We start from the raw sequence: 25,486 nt of genomic DNA, 5'->3' as shown, positions 1-25,486 counted from the left end.
TTATTCGTCGTCGTCATCTTCCTCCTCAGTGATACTCTTCTTGGAGGTGGTGGTGAGTCCCTGTCCATCGGTGACGCTCATCTCCAGGATATCACCTTCCTCAACATTCTTGTCTGCGATATCCACGTGAACATGGAATCCGTCGATATTCAGTACTCCGATATACTTGCTATCTGTAACAGCCTGGCTTGCCTTGACGGTACCGTTTTGCCCGGTAATGGTCAACAGGATAGATGCTGTACGACCTTTGGCCACCACGTCTGCCTGCACACAGAGTACATCATCCTCGATATTTGCCTCGTTGATGGTGATCTCTGGAGCCGGCAACTTATCGTCGTCGTCATCGTCGCAAGCGGTAAAACTGAGAGAGAGAACACACAGGAGAGCCATCATCAGGCTCATATATATATACTTTTTCATAATTGTCTTTTTGTTTTTAATATATTATCATTATTTCAGAACTCCACCCCTATCATCATCGAGAAGTTACGTCCCGGCTCGGGCACGTCTATCAGCCGATAATAGCTGGTGTGGTCGAAGTAACGCTTATTCAACAGGTTGTCTGCATGAAGCGCAATCTTCAGGACACTACCACCCAACGGGAATTGCTTTCCTGCCGAGAAATTAAGTGTCCAATGCCCGTCTGTGGGCTTTTCCGGTGGTACAATCTCATTCTGTTTTCCAACGACGTGGGCGTTCAGACTAGCAAAGCCCTTACCATGGTAGTCGAAGGAATACTTGATGGTGGCATCAGTAGACCATGGTGTAGAGAACGGTAAGGTGTAACCTTTCTTCTCACCCGACTTCTGTTCGGCATACAGATATTCACCTTTCAGCTCCGCCTCCCAATGGGATGTCATCATCCAGTTCATCTGTGCCTCCACACCATAGCGCAGCACCTCGGCCTGCGTGTAGTGATAGAGTTGCAGTCCCTCGACATACTGTGCCGTCGGGTTCAGATAGATGTAGTTAGGGAAGTAGTTCAGATAAGGATCCACCTGCACACACAACACCTCATTATCCCAATGCAAACCCAGGTCGACCTGATACGACTCCTCAGGCGCCAAATCGCTGTTGCCTCGCTCATAGCGGAAGATATGATAGTTGATACCATCGGCGCCCAACTCCTTCGGAATAGGTACTCGGAAACTCTTTCCGATATTCGCTTTGAGCACCCAACCACCGGTGGTGTAGTTCACACCTGCTGACCACGTAACACTATTGAAATGCCGACGGAGGTTGGCTGAACGCTGTACATAGGCCGAATCACCATTGAACGTAGGCGTCAGGAACCAGTCGTTGTAACTATCAATATGTGTATAGGCATGATCATATCGAATACCCGCATTCAACTTCAGATGCTCGTTTACGGTATAACGGTCAAAGGCATAAGCGCCCAGACTCCACGTCGAGAAATCAGGGATGATGAATCCCCAACCAGCACGACGATTATACTGATATTCGCCGTTGATGCCGGTACTCAACTCGTGATGTTCACCTAATGCCAGGCGCAGTCCGAGGTTAGCCGTGTAAGTGCTCTTGTTGAAGCGACGCTCCAACGGACTGTCGGGCTTGGGCATATAACCATGACTGACGGGTTCCGACCGTTCCTCACGCAGGTTATTCTGATACGCGAGTTTGGCCTCTACCATCAGAGACTCACTACGCCATGTCGTATGACTAAGCACCTTCAGATGGTTTACCCATTGATATGGTAGGTCGATATCACGACGATGACGGTCGTAGTCGATATCGCTTAACCGTACTTCCAGTCCATGAGCATTGGCGAAGAAGCCACTCTTCGAATATGAGTCGGATACGCGTAAGTCGGTATGGAAATTATAACCAGCATAGCCCAGCATCACGCTCCCATCACGCTCCAGACCAGCGGTGTTACGCAACCGTCTATCCTTCAGCTTAATATAATAGGAGTAATACTGGATACTATCCGTCGGCACCTGATAGTCGGCATAGTCGATGAGTGTCATGATGGCACGGTAGAACCAGTTGCCGGACCGTCCACCAACCTTCGCCGACATCCCTAACTGTTCGTTATTTGAACGACTGAACAGTTGGACAGCCCCTTCCGTCTTCTTTGTCGGGATATGATTAGCATAGAGGTTCAACACGCCACCGATGGCATCACTACCATAGAGCAGTGCTGCCGGTCCTTTGATGACCTCTGCACGATCCACGGCAAACTGGTCGATCTCCAGTCCGTGGTCGTCGCCCCATTGTTGTCCCTCGTGCTTGATACCGTCCTCGGTAACAGCCAACCGATTGAAGCCCAAGCCACGAATCGTTGGCTTCGACTGTCCGGAACCTATGGCCATCGCCTTGATGCCTGGGACACCCTCAAGTGTCTGCATCAGGCTTCCCGCAAAATTCTGCTGCAGATAATCATGGCTGATCTGCACAGCCGACTGCGACGTACGCATCTGGAAGTCACGCTGCCGTTGACCAGTCACAGTCACCCCGTCAAGGGCGATTGTGCTGTCGGCCGGTGCACAGGTCCACATCGCCGCAGCCAATAAAGCTATGATCATATTGGTTGTTTATTTGAAAAAATGAGATTGTACCTTATTCTTTCAAACAAACGGAGGAGCACGGAGGCTGACCACACCGTACACCCGAGGGGTATATCGGCATATGAAACTGGCAAACGCCTGTTCGCCATACTTATTAATAAACAGCACGACCACCGTTGCAGCAGCCAGCATAGACAATGTCAAGAACTGACAGAGTACGCACTGGTGCATCTGCCCATCATACTGCGTCATGTGTCCGCCGCAGTGATGATGCACGCAAGCAGCACATTTCGTATCTGTGGTCTGAGTGGTCTCGTGAATATGGAGAGACGACAAAACAACCATTGGCAGGAACGCTGCCAACAGTATCCAAGATGCAATATATCGCTTCATCCTTAGATTCACGCTTGCAAAGGTACAAAGAAGCAAGAGAAAAACCAAATTTATTTGTGTTTTTCCGAGCAGGCGTACTTCAAGCGAAGTCCTAAATAACAAAAAGTTGAGCTAAAACAAAGAAACACGTTTCTTTTTTTTGCCGAGACGGAGTATTTATTAATTAATATTACTACCTTTGCAGAAAAATAATGAAATATGCGTAAATGTCTATTTATATTGTTCGGCCCATGCCTCTTCACTGCCTGTCATCATCACGACGACCATCCGGTCGATGAACAGTCAGAGCGTACTGTTCTTGTATATATGGCGGCAGAGAATAATCTCAACTCGTTTGCCGCAAGTGATCTGGAAGAAATGAAAACCGGCTCAAAATCGCTTGACAAACGTCAGAATCTTATCGTCTATGTCGATCAGGCCGAAACAACCCCTCCATATATCGCAAGAATCAAGAATGGTGTTCTAGTCGACTCCGTCAGCATGGAAGAGAGTATCACAGCCGATCCTGCCGTAATGGAGAAAGTTCTGTCTTATACCAGACAAAACTATCCGGCTGCCTCCTACGGACTGGTGCTCTGGGGACATGCATCGGGTTGGCTTGTCAGCAACGACTCCATCCCCTATGCCGCCAGTCGTGCCTACGGCGGAGACACGGGTAGAAATACCTCTTCAAGTTCCGGCAAATACTGGATGAATATCCCGTCGATGAGTCGGGCTATTGCCAGGGCCATGGGCGACAAGGCCTTGAAGTTCGTGTTTGCCGACTGTTGTAATTTCAGTTGTGTAGAAGTGGCCTATGAGTTACGTCATGTGACGGACTATGTGATCGGTTCGCCGGCAGAGATTCCCGACAAGGGGGCTCCATATGACATTATCGTACCCGATCTGTTCAATTCCAATGAACTTTTCTACCGTACTCTAACAGACCATTATTATAATTATTATCTGGAGGAATACAAGAGCCATTCCGATAAGTATTACAACTATATCCCTGGCGACCTGAAAGGCTATAGTGTCCCGCTGTCAACCTTCAAGACGTCCGAATTGGAAGAGTTGGCACAGGCTACGGCGACCATCCTTCATACAATAGCAGACAGACTGGATGTTCAAGAACAGAACCCTCTTGACTTTGAGGGTATGACCTATTATGGCGTCTACAGTAACAACCGCTATGCGTATGACATGCGACAGATGCTGTTAGAGAATACAGCGGATAAAGACTTTAACGTATGGAAAAAGGCCTTCGAGAAGGCCGTCCCCTATGCCATCTTCTCGGCACGTTGGATGACAAACAGTTCCTTGCTGAGTGCGAACATGGAACAATTCGATATAAAAGCATCTGAGAATGGATGCGTCAGCATGTTTTTCCCAAGAAATACCTACCGATTGACCTCTCCTATATGGAACACCACCATCCAGAGCTATCAATGGAACAATGTCATCAGGTGGCAACAGTACGGATGGTAGACTATAGAAAGACTACGCTTCTGCTGAATCGTGGATAATGACTTTCACCTTTGAGATACGATGACCATCGAGTTCCGTTACCTCAAAGGTGAAATTCTTATAATCTATACGCTCATGAAGGTCCGGGAAATCACCTTTGATCTCCAGAAGCAATCCTGCTAGCGAGTCGGCATCACCCTCCACCTCCTCGAAAGTCTCATCGTCAATATCCAAGATCTTAAATAGATCACTCAGCAACGTCTTACCTTCAAAAATATAGGTATTGGCATTCAACCGTACATAACTTTTCTCCTCGTCATCGTACTCGTCATTGATCTCACCGACGATTTCTTCAAGTACATCCTCAAGGGTGATGATACCACTGGTACCACCAAACTCATCGACCACAATAGCAATGTGCACCTTGTTTTCCTGAAACTCACGGAGCAAGTCATCGATCTTCTTCGTCTCAGGAACAAAATAAGGCGGTCTGATGAGCGACTGCCAACGGAAAGAGGCAGGTTTCGACAGATGAGGCAATAGATCCTTAATATATAAGATTCCACGGATATTATCGATGGAGCCCTGATAGACAGGGATTCGGGAGTAATTGTTCTCCACGATACATTTCAGTACATCAGAAAAAGAAGACCGGAAATCCAAGTCCACGACATCCTGACGACTAGTCATCACCTCTTTGGCTGTCTCGTCACCAAAGCGAACAATACCCTCAAGCATATTCTTCTCTCCTCTCAATTCATTCTCATCGGTCAACTCGAGTGCTTGCTCCAAATCGTCGACACTCAACACATGACTCTCCTTCTGAACCACTTTCTCTGCCAACATACCCGAGCGAATCAGTATTGATGATAAAGGATAGAATAGTTTGCGAAGATGAATAATCCCACTAGCAGAGAAACGACAGAATGCCAAAGCATGCTGACCGGCATAGACCTTCGGCATAATCTCACCGAAAAGCAAGAGAAGGAATGTCAATAGGACCGTTATCACCAGGAACTGCAACCAATAGGCAATACCAAAATCAATGACATGATCAAAGAAATAGTTACAGAGCATGATGATGGTAACATTGACCAAATTGTTGGTAATGAGAATGGTAGCTAGTGTACGCTCTGAATCTGCGCGCAGAGCGCTAATCTGCTTATCATGCTCATTTTTCTCCTCGTCAAGGTCGTTTAGATCCTTTGGAGATAATGAAAAGAAGGCAATCTCTGAACCAGAGGCATAACCTGAGAATACGAGAAGCAGACAGGCCAACAACCCTGCCACGACTGCTCCCATGGTGGGGTCTAGAAAATGAACGTCACTGAGTATCTGTTGAAGATAATCCATGCTTAGAATGGCAGATCCTTCTCAGGATGATTGTCAGGCTGGGGCGCCTCCATAGACTCATTCACCGTGGCACCTGTTGCTGTGGCAGGTTTCGGACTTAACAACTCAATATTGTCGGCCCATATCTCAGTCACGAAACGACGCTGCCCCTGCTTATCATCATACGAAGTGTAGCGAACACGACCCTCAACATAAAGTTTGTCTCCTTTATGTACATATTTCTCAACAATCTCAGCCAGCCGACGCCACAGAATCACATTATGCCAGTCGGTATGATCCGGCACTTGCGTTCCGTTCTGAAGTGTATAACCACGCTCCGTCGTTGCCAAACGCAAACGGGCAACAGCGACCCCCTGATCAACATAACGTACTTCAGGATCCTGGCCAACATTACCAATAAGCATTACCTTATTCATAGACTCCTCCTTTCTTAATTATGCTCGTGCCTTTCCAAGATAACGGAACTTGAAATTCTTTCCTTTCGCAGAAGGGAACTGACTACGTTCGTCGACACGGTCACGAAGATGCTCGATGATACGCTCATAGCAGTCCATGCCAGAATTGGCCTTCAGTTGAGCGACAAATTGCGTATCACGGTACTGAAACTTACCTGTTCCAGGTATCAAAAGTACACGCTTGAAATCGAGCATGCCTTCATACCATCCCGGTCTGATCTCATTCAGTCGTGCCACTGCTGACGTCACAGGTTTCGCTGGTACACCATCACTGGCAGAATGCACAGCCTTCTTATCTTTGAAATCCTGCATGGTAGCAGCCTCCGTCTTTATAATGATAAAATAGACACGGGGATGAATCTTATATCTTTTAGGATAGAACACATCACTCGCAGCATATTCACGGATATCTGCCTCTAACATGGGGTCCATTTCTATCTCGTCAATGGAACGTAGGAAATCGATAGCTTCATCAACTGTGGAAACTAACGTTTCACGGTCAAAATATCTTAAATATAAATTCATCTAAAATTGTTGTTTTCCTAATATAAGAGCGGAAAACGGGACTCGGACCCGCGACCCCAACCTTGGCAAGGTTGTGCTCTACCAACTGAGCTATTTCCGCCTGTCTGCGACAGTCAAGATTTTCGGCGGCACCTCTGTATAAAAGTAAGTTCTATACGGTCGGCTTGCGCGAAAATTCTGCTATGTGAAGAGGAGGAGACTCGAACTCCCACGTCGCAATTGACACTACCCCCTCAAAGTAGCGCGTCTACCAATTCCGCCACCTCTCCAACAAACACGTTGAATAAAAAGAGTGCCCAGAACAGGACTCGAACCTGCACGCCTCGCGGCACACGCACCTGAAACGTGCGCGTCTACCAATTCCGCCACCTGGGCATTTTTACATTAAAGCCAATCTCTAATGCCTCTTTTTGTTCAAGATGTGAGCGGAAAACGGGACTCGGACCCGCGACCCCAACCTTGGCAAGGTTGTGCTCTACCAACTGAGCTATTTCCGCTTATTTTCTTCTGAAAACAATCAGCATTCTCAACAGCGCTTCAGCATAAAAACTTATTGTTCTGCTCTCGGCTTGCGGGAGAATTCCGCGCTTTCTAAAAGGCATTTCTCTAAATGCGAGTGCAAAGGTAATGCTTTTTTCGGAACTGGCAAAACTTTTCAGACATTTTTTTCTAAAAAAGTTCTAATCCATCCGATTTTTGTAATCCTGATAGCCAAACTCACGCAAAATCTCCAACTTCCCGTCCATATGAAGCATAGCAATGGCCGGATGAGAAATGCCATTAAACATATTTGTCTTCACCGTTGTATAATGAATCATATCTTCAAATATCACCTCTTCACCGATCTGCAACTCATGATTAAACTGCCAGAATCCCATATAGTCGCCACTCAGACAACTGTTGCCACCTAATCTATAGAGATGGCGGTTGGCTGTCGATGATAGTGTATTGTCATCAACGTGGATGGCATAGCGGACATCAGGGAAATAAGGCATCTCGAGACAGTCGGGCATATGACAAGTGAAACTGACATCCAAAATGGCGGTCCTGATACCTTTATCCTCCACGACATCCACCACATGAGATACCAGAGGTCCGGTCTGCCATGCGAAAGCACTGCCAGGTTCCAGTATCACCTTCAGCCACGGATAGCGTTCATGGAAACCGCGCATCAAAGAGATTAACCGTTCCACATCATAATCCCGACGTGTCATCAGGTGGCCACCTCCGAAATTAATCCATTTCAACTGAGGGAACCAACGCGAGAACTTCTCTTCGATATGTACCAGCGTGCGCTCGAATACATCTGCCCCACTCTCACAATGGCAGTGACAATGAAACCCATCAATGTCCGTCGGTAGACGCTCAGGCAACTTATCCGCGGTAACACCGAAACGTGTCCCAGGTGCACAGGGATTATACAACATGGTGCCCACTTCAGAATACTCTGGGTTAATACGGAGACCAAGCGACACATCCTTGACACGGTGATGGTAGCGCTCATACTGTGAGAGCGAATTGAAAGTCAGATGCGAAGAGCGACGTGCAATCTCATCAATCTCATCATCCGTATAAGCTGGCGAAAAGGTATGAGCAGGTGCCCCGAATTCCTCATATGCCAAACGAGCTTCCGAGAGTGAGCTTGCCGTGGTGGCATGAATATACTCACGAATAATTGGGAACGTCTTCCACAAGGCAAAAGCCTTAAAGGCTAGGATAATCTCTATATCTGCTTTCGCCGCAACACCAGCGATAAGCTTGAGATTGCGGCGAAGTTTCGTTTCTTCTATTATATAAATAGGTGTGGACATTATTCTTTCTTTAGTGGGATAAGAACATTGAACGTACTCCCCTGTCCTTCGACGGATTCTACTGTACACATACCACCATTCTTCTGGGCAAAGTCCTGACACAACAGAAGTCCGAGACCGGACCCCTCCTCACCACCGGTACCATAGGTTGTCTCACCCTTACGGAAAATCGAATCAAGACGGTTAGCTGCGATACCAACACCATGATCCCGTACGCTCACCTTGGCATAATCACCTTCCTGCCGAACTACGATGTCGATAGAAGAGTCCTCTGGGGAGAACTTAATAGCATTGGAAATAAAATTCCGGACTACGGTCTTCAACATATCATTGTCGGCCCTGACCACCAGATGTGTGTCCGACCCTTGCAGGTTCAGTTTGATTCGCTTGGTTTGTGCGATTATCTCGAAGATATCGACAACTCCAGGAATGATGTCGTTTAAGTCAAGATCTTGTTCAACAACGTTCAGTCGACCGGTCTGACTCTTCGTCCACTTCAGAAGGTTATCCAAGAGATCATGCACCTCCTCCGACTCTCTATTGGCCTTGTCCAGCAACTCATACAATTCCGGTCCAACAAGTTCCGGTGTCGTGGAGGCAACTACCAAGTTCAGTACCATACGTATACTGGCCATAGGTGAACGTAGATCATGCGCAATGACAGAATACATCTTATCACGGTTGTTAAGCGTAGCACGAAGTTCTTCGTTCTGATGTTCGATGATACGCTTTGCAGCCACAAGTGATATCTGCTGTGTGACACGCATGACCAGCTCCTCCTTATTGAACGGCTTTGTCAGAAAGTCACTTGCACCCACCTGGAAACCATGCACAAGGTCTGTCGGCGTGTTCAGTGCCGTCAGGAAGATAATAGGTATATCCTTAGTTTCCTCGTCTTTCTTCAGGATAACAGCAGTATCAAAACCACTGATGTCTGGCATCATCACATCCAGAAGAATCAAGTCCGGATGCTCTTTCTTGGCCATCTCAATGCACATGTTTCCATTATTGGCCGTACAGACTTGGAATTTCTCATTCGTCAATAGGATCTTTAGCAGCAGCACGTTACTGACTACATCGTCGACGATAAGTATTTTATACTCACTACGGTTGATTTTAGACTCTAAGCTTTCTCCAGCATCCATTTTGGGTCAGTATTACATATGTGTTTGCAAAAATAATGCAATAATTTGACATAGCCAAATTATTGCACTATTTTTTCGTCTTTTGTATACCTGCTATTTATACTCAGCCCACGACTTGATGCCGATTTCGTCAAGATTAATAGTACAGAATGCATTGATGAACGCGCTGGCCAGTCGACTGTTTGTAATCAACGGAACATTCAGGTCGATAGCAGCACGACGGATCTTGTATCCATTCGTTAACTCACCTTCCGATAGGTTCTTCGGAACATTGACCACCATGTCGATCTCGTGTTGATGAAGCATATCCAGCGCCTGTGGCTGTTTGTCGGGCTCTGAAGGCCAGAACACCATGGTATTCTCTACACCATTATCCGACAGGTACCTCGATGTACCACCTGTAGCATAAAGCTTATAGCCATGAGCCACCAGCATCCGTGCAGCGTCAAGCATATCGGCTTTCTGTTTGGCTGTTCCTGTAGAAAGGAGGACGCTCTTCTTAGGGATACGATGCCCGACAGACAGCATGGCCTTCAACAAGGCCGTGCTTGAGTTATCACCCAAGCAACCCACCTCACCCGTCGAGGCCATGTCCACACCCAACACAGGGTCGGCCTTTTGCAGACGGTTGAACGAGAACTGACTTGCCTTGATACCCACATAGTCGAGGTCAAACAGGTTCTTATGAGGCTTCTCCACCGGCAGTCCCAGCATCACCTTCGTGGCCAAGTCAATCAGATTGAGTTTCAACACCTTCGAAACAAAGGGGAAGGATCGTGAGGCACGGAGATTACACTCGATAACCAGGATATCGTTCTCCCTTGCCATATATTGGATATTGAAAGGACCGTTGATATGGAGTGCCTTAGCAATCTGACGACTGATACGTTTAATGCGGCGTACCGTCTCCACATAGAGTTTCTGCGGAGGGAACTGGATGGTGGCATCACCGGAATGGACACCGGCAAACTCAATATGTTCGGAGATGGCATAGGCCAGAATCTCGCCATCCTTTGCCACAGCGTCCATCTCGATCTCCTTGGCATTCTCAATGAACTTCGACACCACGACTGGATGATCTTCCGAGACATTGGCTGCCAGTTGCAGGAAATGTCCCAGTTCTTCTTTGTTCGAACAGACATTCATGGCGGCGCCGGAGAGCACGTACGACGGACGAACCAGCACCGGGAAGCCCACTCTGTTTACAAACTGGTCGATATCCTCCATGGAGGTCAATGCACTCCACTCTGGTTGATTGACCCCAATCTCATTGAGCATCTGCGAGAATTTAGCACGATCCTCGGCACCGTCAATATCCTGCGCACTCGTACCAAGGATGGGCACATGCTGCTCATCAAGATACATCGCGAGGTTATTGGGAATCTGACCACCTGTCGAAACAATCACACCATACGGCTCTTCCATATCGATGATATCCAGCACCCTCTCAAAGGTAAGCTCATCGAAATACAGGCGGTCACACATATCATAGTCGGTAGAGACTGTCTCCGGATTATAGTTAATCATGACAGAGCGCCAGCCTTCTCTTCTGATGGTGTTAAGAGCCTGCACCCCACACCAGTCGAACTCTACCGAGGAACCGATACGATAGGCACCGCTTCCCAACACAATAATACTCTTCTTGTCTTTCTCATACTGAATATCGCTGTCCACACCTGAATAAGTGACATACAGATAGTTTGTCTGTGCCGGATATTCGGCTGCCAGAGTATCGATCTGCTTCACGACGGGCAGGATTCCATACTGTTTTCTACGGTTACGCACCAGTAACGACGCATGGTGCATGTTTTCAATCTCTTTCTCCAGACCGATGGCACGTGCAATCTGGAAGTCCGTAAAGCCATAGACCTTCGCCTCATGGAGCAGATCTTTCTCAAGCGTGTTGATATTCTGTTTCTTCAGTTGCTCATCGATATCAATGATATGTTTTAACTTCTGCAGGAACCACTTGTCGATCTTCGTCAATTCATGAATCTTATCGATATCATATTCCGGCAGGTGCATAGCCTTCGAGATGATAAACACACGCTTATCTGTCGGCTCACGCAAGGCCGCATCAATATCCGGTATCTGCAACTCTTTATTCTCCACAAAACCATGCATACCCTGTCCAATCATACGGAGACCTTTTTGTATAGCTTCCTCAAAAGTTCTGCCGATAGCCATCACCTCACCGACCGACTTCATGGATGAACCGAGCTCCTTGTCTACACCACGAAACTTTGAAAGATCCCAACGTGGGATCTTACACACCACATAGTCGAGGGCGGGTTCGAAGAAGGCCGTCGTCGTCTTCGTCACGGAGTTCTTCAACTCAAAGAGTCCGTATCCCATACCAAGTTTGGCAGCTACGAAAGCCAGAGGATAGCCTGTCGCCTTCGATGCCAACGCAGAAGAGCGCGACAGACGGGCGTTGACCTCAATGACACGGTAGTCCTCCGAACTTGGGTCGAAGGCATACTGTACATTACATTCTCCGACGATACCGATATGACGGATGATCTTGATGGCCAAGGCACGAAGCTTATGATATTCAGAATTGGTCAGCGTCTGCGACGGAGCCACCACGATCGACTCACCAGTATGGATGCCGAGTGGGTCGAAGTTCTCCATGTTACAAACGGTGATACAGTTGTCGTAACGGTCACGAACCACCTCATATTCGATTTCCTTCCAACCCTTCAGCGATTTCTCCACAAGCACCTGCGGCGAGAAAGCAAAGGCTTTCTCAGCCAGACGATTCAATTCTTCTTCGTTGTCGCAGAATCCACTACCAAGTCCGCCGAGGGCATAAGCCGCACGAAGGATCACAGGATAACCGAGTTCCTTGGCTGCCTTGCGTGCCTGTTCGATCGTCTCACAAGCCTCACTCTTAATGGTCTTCACCCCTATCTCATCGAGTTTTTTCACGAAGAGTTCACGGTCCTCCGTATCCATAATGGCCTGTACTGGTGTTCCCAACACCTTTACACCGTACTTCTCCAATACCCCACTCTTATACAGTTCTACACCACAGTTCAAAGCCGTCTGTCCACCGAACGCCAGCAGGATGCCGTCGGGACGCTCCTTCTGGATGACACGTTCCACGAAGTAGGGCTGTACCGGGAGGAAATAGATCTCGTCGGCTACTCCTTCCGAGGTCTGCACGGTGGCGATGTTCGGATTAATGAGAACCGTTTTTACGCCCTCCTCTCTCAATGCTTTCAGTGCTTGTGATCCGGAGTAGTCGAACTCACCAGCCTCACCGATCTTCAATGCGCCTGAGCCAAGCAACAGGACTTTCTGTATATTCTCGTATCTCATAATGTTTCAATAAAACGGTCGAACATAAATTCTGTATCTACGGGACCCGAACAAGCCTCGGGGTGGAACTGACTGGAGAACCAAGGATGCGACAAATGGCGTATTCCCTCGTTACTACCGTCGTTCATATTCACGAAGAGTTCTCTCCAGTCGTTACCAAGTGTCGATGCATCAACGGCATAACCATGATTCTGTGAGGTGACATAGCAGCGGTTCGTGCCCACCTCACGCACAGGTTGGTTATGTGAACGATGACCATATTTCAGTTTGTATATCGTGGCACCACCAGCCTTAGCAAGCAATTGATTTCCCATGCAGATACCACAGATAGGTTTACGTGAGAGAGACATCTGTTTCTTCAGTATATCCACGGCCTCGACACACATATCAGGGTCACCAGGACCGTTGGCGAGGAACAGACCGTCGAAGTCCATGTCGGTATAGTCGTAGTTCCATGGCACGCGGATCACCTCAACACCGCGGTTGATCAGACAACGGATGATGTTGTTCTTCACACCGCAGTCAACAAGCACCACTTTCCGACCGGCTCCCTCGTTATACCGGATGATATCCTTGCACGACACACGCTCCACCCAGTTGATGCTGCCGTAGTCAGTGAAATCCTGAGTCTCTGGCATATCGTCAAACACCAGACGTCCCATCATCACACCATGCTCCCTGAGCACCTTCGTCAACTGTCGGGTGTCTATGCCCGTGATGCCAGGCACCTTCTCCCGTTTCAGCCAGTCGGCCAGACTCTCCGAGGCATTCCAGTGTGAATACTCCTCGCTATAATCGCTCACGATGATAGCAGAAGCATAGATTCTGTCGCTCTCCATGAAGGTGGCGATACCGTTAGGCTCTGTGGTAAACGGGGGCACACCGTAGTTACCTACCAACGGATAGGTGAGCGTCATCAGCTGTCCTGCATAACTGGGATCCGTCAGACTTTCAGGATAGCCCATCATCGCCGTGTTAAACACCACCTCTCCAGATACGGGCGCCTCAAAGCCGAAGCTCTTCCCGTGAAATTTTGTTCCGTCCGACAGGACGAGTGTTACATCTCTCATAACGTAAGTATCATTTTCTATAAAAAAGGCGAAACGTTAAAAAACGAATCGCCCTTGTTTCTATTCTACTGTCACCGACTTTGCCAGATTTCTTGGTTGGTCGACATCTTTTCCTTTACAAACAGCAACATGATATGCCAACAACTGTAGGGGGATTGTAGCCACCAACGGTTCTAGACATTCCAGGACGTCGGGTAGTTCTATAACCTCGTCGGCAATCTTGGAGATGGTATCGTCGCCCTTCGACACAAGGGCGATAACCCTACCCTGACGAGCCTTGATCTCCTGAATGTTCGACAGTACCTTCTCGTACATTGCATTATGTGTGGCTATCACAACCACCGGCATATCCGAATCGATCAGCGCAATCGGTCCATGCTTCATCTCTGCAGCGGGATAGCCCTCCGCATGGATATAGGAAATCTCTTTCAGCTTCAACGCTCCTTCCAATGCCACCGGATAACTGAATCCGCGTCCGAGATAGAGGAAATTATGCGCATAAGTAAAGGTACGCGCAAGATCTGCCACCTTCTCGTTGGTCTTCAGAACCTCCCGTATCTTATCAGGAATCTCACTAAGTCCCTTGACAATCTTCAGGTATTCCTCACGCTTAACCGTCCCCTTAGCCTCTGCCAAAGCCAGAGCAATCATCGTCAGGACAGTCACCTGTCCCGTGAAGGCCTTTGTCGATGCGACACCGATTTCTGGTCCCACGTGTATATAGGTACCCGTATCTGTTGCCCTTGGGATAGAAGAGCCGATAGCATTACATACGCCATAAATGAAAGCACCCCTCTCCTTGGCAAGCTGCACGGCCGCCAATGTATCAGCCGTCTCACCGCTCTGTGAGATTGCAATTACCACATCATCTTTATTAACAACCGGATTCCTGTATCTGAATTCACTGGCATACTCCACCTCCACGGGGATACGCACCAGCGTCTCAAACATCTGCTTGCCAATCAGTCCTGCATGCCATGAAGTACCGCAGGCCACTATCACTACACGTTTTGCGTTCAACAACTGACGACGATAATCGATTAGTGCGGATAATGTTACATGATTTGCCTCAACATTAACACGACCTCTCATACAGTTCGTCAAGCACTCCGGCTGCTCGAAGATCTCTTTCAGCATAAAATGCGGATAACCACCTTTCTCTATCTGCCCGAGATCAATATCAACCGTCTTCACGGTCAATTCTTGTTCTTCACCAAGAATACTGACAACATGCAATTCCTCGCCACGACGTATCATCGCGATATTACCGTCCTCGAGATATACTACCTTATCAGTATATTCAACGATCGGACTGGCATCTGAACCGAGGAAGAATTCATCATCGCCGATACCAACCACCAGTGGGCTCTGTTTCCGAGCAGCAATAATCTGATCAGGATCACGTTTGTCGAGAATGGCGATGGCATAGGCGCCAATCACCTGATAGAGAGCCACTTGGACGGCAGTAAGCAAATCCAATTGCTTATGTTCCTTGATATACTCGATCAGTTGCACAAGCACCTCTGTGTCAGTATCCGAAACAAACTGAACACCCTTGGCCTTCAACTTCTCTTTCAGTTCGGCATAGTTTTCGATGATGCCATTATGAATGATGGCTAAGTTATGACTCTCTGAATAGTGTGGATGAGCGTTGACAGAAGAAGGCTCACCATGAGTAGCCCAACGAGTATGAGCAATACCGACAGTACCACTCACATTCTTATCACTACAATATTCAACTAAAGCATCGACTTTTCCTTTCGTCTTACAGACATTCAGTTTACCGTCGTTATTGATCAGCGCCACACCGGCACTATCGTAGCCGCGATATTCTAATCTCCTAAGACCTTTAATCAATATAGGAAAGGCATCCTTCTTCCCGATGTATCCTACGATTCCACACATAATATCACTCTAACAATATGCTGTTTGTGTTATTTTGGCTGCAAAATTACAAAAAATGTCGCACAAACGCAAACTTTTATAGACTTTTGTTAGTAAAAACACGAAAAAAGTAACAAAACGCCATCAGACAGACAAAAAGAAAGACTCATCTGGCAAACCAGATGAGTCTTTGCGGTGCGTACGAGATTCGAACTCGTGACCTCCTGCGTGACAGGCAGGCATTCTAACCTACTGAACTAACGCACCAGAGTGCTATGTTCTTATTTTGAAAAGTGCGGTGCGTACGAGATTCGAACTCGTGACCTCCTGCGTGACAGGCAGGCATTCTAACCTACTGAACTAACGCACCAGAAAGCACTCTTTCTTATTAGCGGGTGCAAAGGTATGAATAAAATCCGAATTGACAAAACATTTTTCGGATTTTTTTCTCTTTCATCCGGAAAAAAACTAAAAAACGAGCTGCATCATCTTAGCATCGCTGTATTCCGTCCCATCGTACAGCCAGTCACGTATCACGACCGATGCCTGATAGCCCATTTTCTGGAACAGACAGAGCGAGGCATCGTTTCTCACATCAACGAAGGCGAACAACTGGTGCAGATGGAGTACCTTCAGGGCATAATCAGAGATCTGGCGCAGCGTACTAGCAGCATAGCCCTGTCGACGGTGGGCATTAAGAATGATCAGTCCCACCTCTGCCCGTCGGTTGGCAGGATCGAAGTTGACGATATCCACGATACCGACCACCTCACCATTCTCATTCTCGATCATCATCCTCACCTGCCGGTCCACATAGATATCGTCCGAGGCGTTAGCCACGTAGTCGTGCAGTGTATATCTTGAATACGGCACATTACTGGTGCCCACATTCCATAGTCTCACATCATTCTCTATCCGGTAGAGCAGATCCAGGTCTTCTGGTTCGATAGCCCGCAGGCGGATGGTCGGTTCTTTGCAGTTCATAAATGGAGTTTTTTACGGAGTATATCGGTCAGTGCGATAGCCGCACGGAAATAGATGGCAGTCTTCACAGGGACGGTATAGAAGACACTGAGATGGCCGTAGTGTTTGCGGAAGAAGATGAGCATGGCCTGATAGAAGATATGCACGTAGCGGAAGTCGGTCTTCTGGGTCGATTTCCCTTTAAAGTGGATGATATCATACGGCAGATACCAATTCTCCCAACCACCCTTCAGCAGACGGTACGACAGATCAATATCCTCGCCATACATGAAGAAGTCTTCGTCGAGCAGTCCCACCGCGTCGAGGGCTTGTCGGCGCAGCATACAGAAAGCGCCGCTGATCACCTCAATCCGCCCCGGTTCATCCCACGACAGATCACTCATATAATAACGCCTCGTCAATCCCAACATCTTCAGGCATGCCACCCAGGGCGTCGGTAAGGCACGTCGTGATTCCGGGGCGACCGTTCCGTCTCCAAGACGCATCCTCACCCCTGCTCCACCAGCTTTCGGGTGACTGTCCATGAAGTTGATGACACCCTGCAGTGTACCATCTCCGACGACGGTGTCAGGATTCAGCAACAGGACATACTCCCCAACAGTCTGACGAATGGCGATATTATTCGCTTTCGAGAAACCTAAGTTCTCCGTGTTCGTAATCAGTCGCACCCACGGATAGTCTTTCCGTATCATCTCCACGCTATCGTCCTGCGAAGCGTTATCGACGACAAACACCTCACCACCAATCTCCTCAAGAGACCGTCGTATACTATCCAGACTCTGCCTGAGATAGTCGCGCACGTTATAGTTGACGATGACGACGCTCAGTTTCATTCCTCGGTCTCAGCGATGCAGCGGTTCATGCTGGGATAGATAAACGGCAGGCAGAGTAACTGGATGATGGCCATATAACCGAATGCCGGGTTCATGAACATATAATAGAAAAAGGTATTAGAGACCATCGGCAACTCCAACAGTGCCAGTCGCATCAGTCCCCACTTGAGGAGAGCAGGTGCCTTCTGTGTCACCAGCTCGTTATGGATGCACTTGAACTTAAACAGTCGTAATGCAAGCACCACACCGGCCAGCGAAGCCAACTCCAGGATGGTCAGAGCGAAGAACTCATCCTGTTTCTTGTCAGCCATCTTACCGGCCTCCATGATATCATTCTCATAGAGCACCACCAAAAGCAGTGCCATAGTCAGGATGGCGATGAACACCACCATCAGGATCCTCTGGGTCTTTTTCATGTCTATTTCTCTTCAAATAATATACGGTTGGTAATAGAGCGCCCGAGCGTGACCTCATCGGTATATTCCAGTTCGTTGCCCACAGAAACGCCTCGTGCGATCACACTGATCTTCACGTCATAGGCGGCCAACTTACGGTACAGGTAGAAGTTGGTGGTGTCACCCTCCATCGTCGGACTCAATGCCAGAATCACCTCCTGCACACCACCGTCCTTCACCCGTTGTACCAGCGACTCCACCTCAATATCACTCGGTCCGATGCCATCCATCGGTGAGATAATACCTCCCAGCACATGGTATAAGCCATTGAATTGTTGGGTGTTCTCTATGGCCATCACATCCTGAATATTCTCTACGACACAGATGAGCGATGCATCACGACGCGGATCAGAACAGATTGGACAGGTATCCGTATCACTGATATTATGACAAGTGTGGCAGTATTTCACCTCCCGTTTCAGAAGTCTGACGGCCTCGGCGAACTGTTCCACGTCGGCATCGTCCTGACGGAGCATCCACAACACCAGCCGGAGCGCAGTCTTGCGCCCGATACCGGGTAGTTTGGAAAATTCCGATACTGCCCTCTCTAACAATTGCGACGGATATTGTTGTTGTATCATTTCTTTATTAATTTTGCTTAGACAAGCCTGACATACGCACAGCCCTCACGGTCCCTGAGCCTGTCGAAGGGTTATTTCTCTATCTCACTCAGTTCCAGCCACCGCATAGACTTCTCGTCGAGCTCGTCCTTCAGCAGTGGCAGCCGTTTGCTTTTCTCTGTCAGCTCCTCTACAGAGAGCGTCCCACTACAGAGCGCCTCTTCCAACTGATGCTGTTCTTTCTCCAAGGCAGCTATCTCCTTCTCGAGCTGTTCGAACTCCCGTTTCTCCTTGAAACTCATCTTACGTCTTTCCTGGACCTGACCGTCTCTGCGCCCCTTCTGTTCCTTGACAGGAGTCGAAACTTTCTGCTGTGCCATCTCCTGAGGTTGAAGGACCTGCCACTGGCGGTATTGAGTATAGTTGCCGGGGAAATCCTGGATGTCGCCTTCACCTTTGAACACCAGCAGATGATCCACCACCTTATCCATGAAATAACGGTCATGACTGACCACGATCACACAACCGGGGAAGTCCTGCAGATATTCCTCCAGTATCTGAAGCGTCACGATATCAAGATCGTTCGTCGGCTCGTCAAGCACCAGGAAGTTCGGGTTTCTCATCAGCACCGTACAGAGATAGAGCTTGCGCCTTTCACCGCCCGAGAGCTTATAGACGTAATTATGCTGTTGTTCGGGAGTGAACAGGAAATACTGCAAGAACTGCGACGCCGTCAGGTGCTTGCCGCCTCCCATGTCTATGTATTCGGCAATATCCTTCACGACATCGATCACCTTCTGCTCGTTGTCGAACTGCAATCCTTCCTGTGAGAAATAGCCGAACCGTACGGTATCGCCTATATCGAACTTACCGCTGTCGGGCGGAACCATTCCCAGAAGCATTTTGATAAATGTCGACTTTCCCGTGCCGTTGTTGCCGATGATGCCCATCTTCTCAAAGCGCGAGAAATTATAGTAGAAATCCTTCAGGATTACCAGCGGCTCCCCCTGTCCCTCTTTGTCAGGACGAGGCGGGAAAATCTTACTCACATATTGGCACTCAAAGATCTTCGAACCAATATAAACGTTACGTGATTTCAGTCGCAGCTGTCTTTCCTCCATCCGTTGCTTAGCCACCTTCTCTAGTTCGTAGAAGGCCTCCTCACGGTAACGCGCCTTATGCCCTCGGGCCTGCGGCATACGTCGCATCCACTCCAATTCCGTGCGATACAGGTTGTTGGCCCGGGCAATCTCCGCCCGACGGTTGTCGATACGCTCCTGTCGTTTCTCCAGATAATAGCTGTAGTTACCGCGATAGGTATAGATGGTGCGGTCGTCGAGTTCGAGGATCACCGAACAGACCCTGTCCAGGAAGAAACGGTCGTGGGTCACCATCAGCAGAGTCTTATTGCCCCGATTCAGAAAACCCTCCAACCACTCAATCATCTCTAGATCCAGATGGTTGGTCGGCTCGTCAAGGATGAGCAGGTCGGGCTCGGTGATAAGCACGTTGGCTAGTGCCACACGTTTCTGCTGGCCGCCACTAAGCTGTCCCATTGGCTGTTGCAGGTCACGGATCTTCAGTTGTGTCAGAATCTGTTTGGCCTTCAGCACCTTCTCCGGATCACCCTGATGATTGAAGCAGGCATCGAGCACGCTCTCTGTCGGGTCGAAGGCAGGTGTCTGTTCCAACATACCCACCTTCAAGTCGCGCCGGAAGATGATCTCGCCCGAGTCATAACCTTCCTTACCGGAAAGTATGGAGAGGAGTGTCGACTTTCCCGTACCGTTTTTCGCTATCAGTCCCACTTTCTGTCCCTCGGCAACGGAAAAACTGATGTTCTCAAAAAGCACCAGCGAGCCGAACGACTTCGTCAACTGTTGTACGTCAAGGTATGGTGTATCTTTCGCCATATTCTCTGCATCGGCAGTTCTTCGACAAGTTCAGACACCCGTATTCCGGAGATACTATCTGAGCTTGTCGAAGGACTACCCCTTCAATTCTTTATTAATGTTTTCAATATAATCCAGGATCTCGTCGCGTCCTTGTTTCTTCTCTGCCGACGTAACGAACATCGGAGGCATCTCCTCCCAAGTCTCGCTCAGCACCTTTTTATAGGCTTCCACGTTCTGACTCACCTTCGTTGCCGACAACTTGTCGGCCTTCGTGAAGACAATAGCGAAAGGAACGCTACTAGCCCCAAGCCACTGTATGAAATCCAAGTCAATCTTCTGTGCCTCCAATCGGATGTCCACCAACAGGAACACGTTCACCAACTGTTCCCGTTGCAAGATATAACCATTGATCATCTGATCTAGTTTCTGCACATCTTTCTTCGATCGTTTGGCATATCCATAACCAGGCAGGTCGACGAGATACCACTCATTATTAATAATGAAATGATTAATCAGCATGGTCTTACCAGGAGTGGCCGAGGTCTTAGCCAACTTCTTGTTGTTTGTCAACATATTAATCAGGCTCGACTTCCCCACATTCGACCGACCGATAAACGCGTACTCAGGCTTCGTGTCCTTAGGACACATCGACTCCATGGGAGCACTCAGTGTGAATTCGGCTTTCTTGATTTCCATACTCCTTATATTTTTGCCGACAAAGGTACGAATAAGTGAGCGAAATGCAAAAGGAAAACTTGTTTTTCTTTTCATTTCCGAACGGAAGTACTTTAGACATGGAGTGTCAAAGGTACGAATAAGTGAGCGAAATGCAAAAGGAAAACTTGTTTTTCTTTTCATTTCCGAACGGAAGTACTTTAGACATGGAGTGTCAGAGGTACGAATAAGTGAGCGAAATGCAATTTTTTAAAAGAAAATTTGGTGAATTCGGAAATAATCCGTACCTTTGCATCGTTTTCAAAACAAATGTTTCCGTCCGTGAAGCATTTCCCAATCACAACATTTAAATTCCCAATCAGAATTTATACCCATTTTAGTATATGTATACGAAAGAAGAATTAGAATCAATGGAGATACCCCAGTTGATGGATATCGCCAACCAATTAGGTATTAAAGTATCACAGGACAGCGCGTTGGATGATGTCATCTATGCCATCATCGACAAGGCCGCTGAAAACAGCGCCAGCTCTGAGCCTGCAGAAGACTCTCCCAAGAGGAAGAGAACCCGTATTGTCAAGAAAGACTCCAATCATGTATATTCCGTGAAAGGTAAGGACGGTGAGAATCTGGATGCCAAGAACAAACGCATCCCGAAGAAGACCGAGAGTCCCTCATTGTTCAGCGATGCCCCCGTCAGCGCCCCCGCTCCTGAGGCAGCCGCTAAGGCCACAGAAGAGGAGCCCGCCAAGACCCCTAAGCGTCGTGGCAGAAAGTCAAAGGCAGAACTTGAAAAGGAGGCAGCCGCTAAGGCTGCTATAGAGGCCGTATCTCCGGATACAGCCACCGGCACAGCAGAGATCGGTGGAATCACCGACGTGGTTCCCGAGGCTGCTGATTTCGCTGCCGGCGAGCAGGAGGATCCAGAGACCGCCAACCGCATTGCCGAGTTGCAGGAGAAGATGAGCCATCATGAGGAACTGCCGAAGTCGGATGCCATGGAATATAGCGACGATGACATCTGGGAAGGTGATCCGGGCGACGGCACCGATTTCATCACCGTGCTCGACATCCCCATCGAGGATCAGGCTGCCATCCCGACGCTCGACATGTTCGACCGTCCCGTCGTTCAGCAGCAGAACGACGACCCCATTATCTCTAAGTCACAGAGCGCTCCGAAGTACGACTTCTCCGATATCATCACTGGTAACGGTGTACTCGAGTGCCTGTCCGACGGCTATGGTTTCCTCCGTAGCTCCGACTACAACTATCTGTCGTCGCCCGACGATATCTATGTGTCTCAGCAGCAGATTAAGAAATACGGTCTGAAGACCGGTGACGTGGTAGAATGCACCGTCCGTCCTCCTCACGACAGTGAGAAGTATTTCGCCCTCTCTACGGTGAAACTCATCAACGGCCGTGAGCCGTCTGAAGTGCGCGACCGTGTGGCCTTCGAGCACCTCACCCCACTCTTCCCCGACGAGAAGTTCACCCTCTGTGGCGATAAGGGTACCACCAATCCGAGCGTACGTATTGTCGACCTCTTCTCACCGATCGGTAAAGGTCAGCGTGCCCTGATCGTGGCCCAGCCCAAGACCGGTAAGACCATCCTCATGAAGGATATCGCCAATGCCATCGCTGCCAACCATCCCGAGGCTTATATCATGATGCTGCTCATTGACGAGCGTCCTGAGGAGGTTACCGACATGGCCCGCACCGTCGATGCCGAGGTTATCGCCTCTACCTTCGACGAGCCAGCCGACCGTCATGTGAAGATCGCCGGTATCGTACTCGAGAAAGCCAAGCGCATGGTAGAGTGCGGTCACGATGTGGTCATCTTCCTCGACTCTATCACTCGTCTGGCCCGCGCCTATAACACCGTGGCCCCTGCCTCTGGTAAGGTGCTCACCGGTGGTGTCGACGCCAACGCCCTACAGAAGCCCAAGCGCTTCTTCGGTGCTGCCCGTAATATCGAGGGAGGCGGTTCGCTCACGATCATCGCCACTGCCCTGGTAGATACCGGTTCTAAGATGGACGAGGTGATCTTCGAGGAGTTCAAGGGTACAGGTAACTCCGAGATCCAGCTCAACCGTTCACTCTCCAACAAGCGTATCTTCCCGGCTATCGACCTGGTACAGTCGTCTACACGTCGCGACGATCTGTTGCACGACGACACCACGCTCAACCGCATGTGGATCATCCGCAAGTTCATTGCCGAGATGAACCCCATCGAGGCCATGAACACCATCCGCGACCGACTGGTCACCACGCGGAACAACGAGGAGTTCCTCCTCTCGATGAACGGATAATCAATATAAAAAGTCACATCTCACAAGATGTGACTTTTTTCTTTCCTTACCTTTCCCCTTACTTCCTTTCTATAGCACGAGATTCGAGGAACTGACGGAAAGCCTGCAAGTAACCGTCAGGCACATGTATCACCTCGTCACCGATATAGATACAGTCGTTACGGTCTACCTTGCGGATCTTATCGACAGCGACGATATACGACCGGTGAACACGGAGGAATTTGTCTTTAGGTAACATGTCCTCTACGGCTTTCATCGTCAGATGAGTGACCAGCGGTCTGGGCAGGTTGTCGAGACAGAAAAGCACATAGTCTTTCATCCCATTCACATAGACGATCTGCTCTATAGGAATGTTCCTCCATTCACCATCCACACGGATGAAGATGGTATTGGGATGCTGGGGCGTGGACAGAGCCGTTGCCTGAGACATATCGAGTGCCTTTCGTGCCTTTTCGACCGAGGCCAGGAATTTATTGTATCTGACAGGCTTCAACAGGAAGTCGAGCGCATTCACCTCGTAGCTCTCAAAGGCATATTCCTTGAAAGCGGTAGTAAACACCACACGAGTATCCTCTGGCAGGATATGAGCCAGTTCCATACCGTCGATGTTAGGCATCTGAATATCGAGGAACAACAATTCCGGTTTCTGTGCCTTGATGGCGTTGATGGCAGTGATGGAGTCTGTATACGAAGCCATCAGTTGCAGCTCAGGCGTCCTCTCTACGTAAGACTCCAGCAGGCGCACTGCCAAGGGCTCGTCATCGACAATCATGCAGGTTATAGGTCTCATAGTTGCAGAGTGATCTTTACATGATAGATATTCTCCGGCGTGATGGTCTGTTCCCACTGGTAGTGCCCCTGATACAGCAGCTCCAGACGACGACGGGTGTTCTCCAGTCCGATACCCGAACCACTACGGTCTTTGGTTGGCTTGGGATTGTTGGTGTTATCGCAGGAGAAGACCAGCGTGTCGCCTTTCTGTACCAGACTGATCTTGATGACCGCCGGTGCATTACTGTTCATGCCATGCTTGAAAGCGTTCTCGACAAGTGAGATGAAGAGCAGCGGAGCCACCTCCAGGCTGCCATCCTCCATCTCTATTTCTTCGCCGACAGTCGTCATCTCATTGGTGCGTAGCTTCATCAGGTCGATATAATTACGCATAAACTCCACCTCCCCCTCCAGCGGCACCTTCGGCTTATTGGTCTCATACATCGCATAGCGCAGCAGGTCGCTCAGCTGCATCACGGCATCCTGGGCCTCATCGGCATCGATATGCGTCAGACTAGAGATGTTATTGAGGGTATTAAAGAGGAAATGCGGATTGATCTGGTTCTTCAGCCATGCCAGCTCAGACTCCACAGCCTTTTGCTTCTTTTCGGTCTGTCGTATCACATAATGGATAGTCAGGGCCATGAATATAGCCAGCAGATTGATCAGCAATGATATGATCATAAACGAGATAAAGCCAGCACGTGCGATCTCGGGCAGGTTGCTGATATCATAGAACAGAATCGGCGAGTTGAGGACAACCACCAACAGCACGTTGGCAAGACCAAATAGCAAGTAGTGCTGGCGGAACCAGAGCCATCGAGAAAACAGATAGAAATTCACCAGGTAGACAACCACGATAGGAGCCAGGAAGTAGAACGAGATCGAAAGCGCGTCGAACACCTGCTTAGAGTCCCTGCTAGTGATGAAGCTGACAAGCCCTGGCGATAGCACGATCAGCGAAAGCAGCAGGACCTGCGCCATAAACAGCCATATGTCTTTCTTCTGTATTCTTCTCATTTGTCTGCAAAGATAATTATTCTTTCCGAATTACCAAAATCTCTCCCACA

The 25,486-nt window shown here is 48.7% G+C and carries 21 protein-coding genes and 6 tRNA genes; 2 read left to right on the top strand and 25 right to left on the bottom strand.

From position 1 onward, the window contains the following. From BMY63_RS01030 to BMY63_RS01020, 3 genes are read right to left on the bottom strand one after another with little or no spacing between them, the layout of a single operon-like run. Nucleotides 1-420, bottom strand: coding sequence for a hypothetical protein (locus BMY63_RS01030; protein ID WP_091914171.1), 420 nt, complete (start codon nucleotides 418-420; stop codon nucleotides 1-3). Between the two features lie 35 nt (nucleotides 421-455). Next, complete coding sequence (locus BMY63_RS01025; protein ID WP_091914169.1) at nucleotides 456-2,546, bottom strand: TonB-dependent receptor; 2,091 nt, start codon at nucleotides 2,544-2,546, stop codon at nucleotides 456-458. 42 nt (nucleotides 2,547-2,588) lie between these two features. Next, nucleotides 2,589-2,921: a hypothetical protein gene (locus tag BMY63_RS01020; RefSeq protein WP_091914168.1), complete on the bottom strand. Its 333-nt coding sequence runs from the start codon at nucleotides 2,919-2,921 to the stop codon at nucleotides 2,589-2,591. A gap of 198 nt (nucleotides 2,922-3,119) precedes the next feature. Between BMY63_RS01020 and BMY63_RS01015 the strand changes: the two genes are divergently transcribed. Continuing rightward, a complete protein-coding gene (locus BMY63_RS01015; protein WP_091914166.1) occupies nucleotides 3,120-4,388 on the top strand; it encodes a clostripain-related cysteine peptidase in 1,269 nt (422 codons plus the stop codon). 12 nt (nucleotides 4,389-4,400) lie between these two features. Here the strand turns inward: BMY63_RS01015 and gldE are convergent, their stop codons facing one another. The 20 genes from gldE to yihA all read right to left on the bottom strand — a co-directional run bounded on the left by gldE (nucleotide 4,401) and on the right by yihA (nucleotide 21,357). Continuing rightward, nucleotides 4,401-5,720, bottom strand: coding sequence for a gliding motility-associated protein GldE (gene gldE, locus BMY63_RS01010; protein ID WP_091914164.1), 1,320 nt, complete (start codon nucleotides 5,718-5,720; stop codon nucleotides 4,401-4,403). 2 nt (nucleotides 5,721-5,722) lie between these two features. Then, complete coding sequence (locus BMY63_RS01005; RefSeq protein WP_091899320.1) at nucleotides 5,723-6,136, bottom strand: single-stranded DNA-binding protein; 414 nt, start codon at nucleotides 6,134-6,136, stop codon at nucleotides 5,723-5,725. 18 nt (nucleotides 6,137-6,154) lie between these two features. Next, nucleotides 6,155-6,700 (bottom strand): hypothetical protein, encoded by a 546-nt coding sequence (locus BMY63_RS01000; RefSeq protein ID WP_091899319.1) that lies wholly within the window; start codon nucleotides 6,698-6,700, stop codon nucleotides 6,155-6,157. Between the two features lie 27 nt (nucleotides 6,701-6,727). Next, nucleotides 6,728-6,800, bottom strand: a tRNA-Gly gene (locus tag BMY63_RS00995). 85 nt (nucleotides 6,801-6,885) lie between these two features. After that, nucleotides 6,886-6,969: transfer RNA gene (locus tag BMY63_RS00990), tRNA-Leu, on the bottom strand. Between the two features lie 24 nt (nucleotides 6,970-6,993). After that, nucleotides 6,994-7,075, bottom strand: a tRNA-Leu gene (locus BMY63_RS00985). Between the two features lie 49 nt (nucleotides 7,076-7,124). Next, nucleotides 7,125-7,197 (bottom strand) — tRNA-Gly (locus BMY63_RS00980). Nucleotides 7,198-7,380: 183 nt separating this feature from the next. Further along, the gene (gene nspC, locus BMY63_RS00975) at nucleotides 7,381-8,568 is read right to left on the bottom strand and encodes a carboxynorspermidine decarboxylase (protein WP_176771031.1); all 1,188 of its coding nucleotides are present in this window, start codon (nucleotides 8,566-8,568) and stop codon (nucleotides 7,381-7,383) included. Further along, nucleotides 8,511-9,656, bottom strand: a complete 1,146-nt coding sequence (locus tag BMY63_RS00970) for a hybrid sensor histidine kinase/response regulator (RefSeq protein WP_091899317.1) — start codon at nucleotides 9,654-9,656, stop codon at nucleotides 8,511-8,513. Before BMY63_RS00970 ends, nspC begins: the two co-directional genes overlap by 58 nt. A 93-nt stretch (nucleotides 9,657-9,749) precedes the next feature. After that, nucleotides 9,750-12,980, bottom strand: a complete 3,231-nt coding sequence (gene carB / locus BMY63_RS00965; RefSeq protein ID WP_091914162.1) for a carbamoyl-phosphate synthase (glutamine-hydrolyzing) large subunit — start codon at nucleotides 12,978-12,980, stop codon at nucleotides 9,750-9,752. Then, nucleotides 12,977-14,050: a glutamine-hydrolyzing carbamoyl-phosphate synthase small subunit gene (carA, locus tag BMY63_RS00960; protein ID WP_091914160.1), complete on the bottom strand. Its 1,074-nt coding sequence runs from the start codon at nucleotides 14,048-14,050 to the stop codon at nucleotides 12,977-12,979. Before carA ends, carB begins: the two co-directional genes overlap by 4 nt. Before the next feature lie 60 nt (nucleotides 14,051-14,110). Beyond that, the gene (glmS, locus tag BMY63_RS00955; RefSeq protein WP_091914158.1) at nucleotides 14,111-15,955 is read right to left on the bottom strand and encodes a glutamine--fructose-6-phosphate transaminase (isomerizing); all 1,845 of its coding nucleotides are present in this window, start codon (nucleotides 15,953-15,955) and stop codon (nucleotides 14,111-14,113) included. A gap of 172 nt (nucleotides 15,956-16,127) precedes the next feature. After that, a tRNA-Asp gene (locus BMY63_RS00950) sits at nucleotides 16,128-16,201 on the bottom strand. A 29-nt stretch (nucleotides 16,202-16,230) separates the two neighbouring features. After that, a tRNA-Asp gene (locus BMY63_RS00945) sits at nucleotides 16,231-16,304 on the bottom strand. Between the two features lie 98 nt (nucleotides 16,305-16,402). After that, on the bottom strand, nucleotides 16,403-16,918 hold the full coding sequence (locus BMY63_RS00940; protein ID WP_091914156.1) for a GNAT family N-acetyltransferase: 516 nt from the start codon (nucleotides 16,916-16,918) through the stop codon (nucleotides 16,403-16,405). Beyond that, nucleotides 16,915-17,751 (bottom strand): glycosyltransferase family 2 protein, encoded by an 837-nt coding sequence (locus BMY63_RS00935; protein ID WP_091914154.1) that lies wholly within the window; start codon nucleotides 17,749-17,751, stop codon nucleotides 16,915-16,917. Before BMY63_RS00935 ends, BMY63_RS00940 begins: the two co-directional genes overlap by 4 nt. Further along, complete coding sequence (locus tag BMY63_RS00930; RefSeq protein ID WP_256218889.1) at nucleotides 17,748-18,167, bottom strand: hypothetical protein; 420 nt, start codon at nucleotides 18,165-18,167, stop codon at nucleotides 17,748-17,750. The genes BMY63_RS00935 and BMY63_RS00930 overlap by 4 nt, the downstream gene beginning before the upstream one ends. A 2-nt stretch (nucleotides 18,168-18,169) precedes the next feature. Beyond that, nucleotides 18,170-18,784, bottom strand: coding sequence for a recombination mediator RecR (gene recR, locus BMY63_RS00925; protein ID WP_091914912.1), 615 nt, complete (start codon nucleotides 18,782-18,784; stop codon nucleotides 18,170-18,172). 74 nt (nucleotides 18,785-18,858) lie between these two features. Further along, entirely contained in the window at nucleotides 18,859-20,679 is a 1,821-nt protein-coding gene (gene abc-f, locus BMY63_RS00920) for a ribosomal protection-like ABC-F family protein (protein ID WP_091914152.1), read from the bottom strand. A gap of 75 nt (nucleotides 20,680-20,754) precedes the next feature. Beyond that, nucleotides 20,755-21,357: a ribosome biogenesis GTP-binding protein YihA/YsxC gene (gene yihA / locus BMY63_RS00915; protein WP_091914150.1), complete on the bottom strand. Its 603-nt coding sequence runs from the start codon at nucleotides 21,355-21,357 to the stop codon at nucleotides 20,755-20,757. A 362-nt stretch (nucleotides 21,358-21,719) separates the two neighbouring features. Here yihA and rho point away from each other — a divergent pair, with 362 nt between their 5' ends. Then, the gene (rho, locus tag BMY63_RS00910; RefSeq protein WP_091914148.1) at nucleotides 21,720-23,645 is read left to right on the top strand and encodes a transcription termination factor Rho; all 1,926 of its coding nucleotides are present in this window, start codon (nucleotides 21,720-21,722) and stop codon (nucleotides 23,643-23,645) included. 58 nt (nucleotides 23,646-23,703) lie between these two features. On the opposite strand, the gene BMY63_RS00905 is transcribed toward rho, so the two are convergent. Together BMY63_RS00905 and BMY63_RS00900 are read right to left on the bottom strand one after the other, a co-directional pair. Further along, nucleotides 23,704-24,435 (bottom strand): LytR/AlgR family response regulator transcription factor, encoded by a 732-nt coding sequence (locus BMY63_RS00905; RefSeq protein WP_091914146.1) that lies wholly within the window; start codon nucleotides 24,433-24,435, stop codon nucleotides 23,704-23,706. Then, a complete protein-coding gene (locus BMY63_RS00900; RefSeq protein ID WP_091914144.1) occupies nucleotides 24,432-25,436 on the bottom strand; it encodes a sensor histidine kinase in 1,005 nt (334 codons plus the stop codon). The genes BMY63_RS00905 and BMY63_RS00900 overlap by 4 nt, the downstream gene beginning before the upstream one ends. Between the last annotated feature and the right edge of the window lie 50 nt (nucleotides 25,437-25,486).

Source organism: Prevotella aff. ruminicola Tc2-24 (assembly GCF_900110895.1).
GTDB lineage: Bacteria > Bacteroidota > Bacteroidia > Bacteroidales > Bacteroidaceae > Prevotella.
Note: the sequence above shows the minus strand (reverse complement) of the source record. Positions and strands in the feature narration are given on the sequence as shown.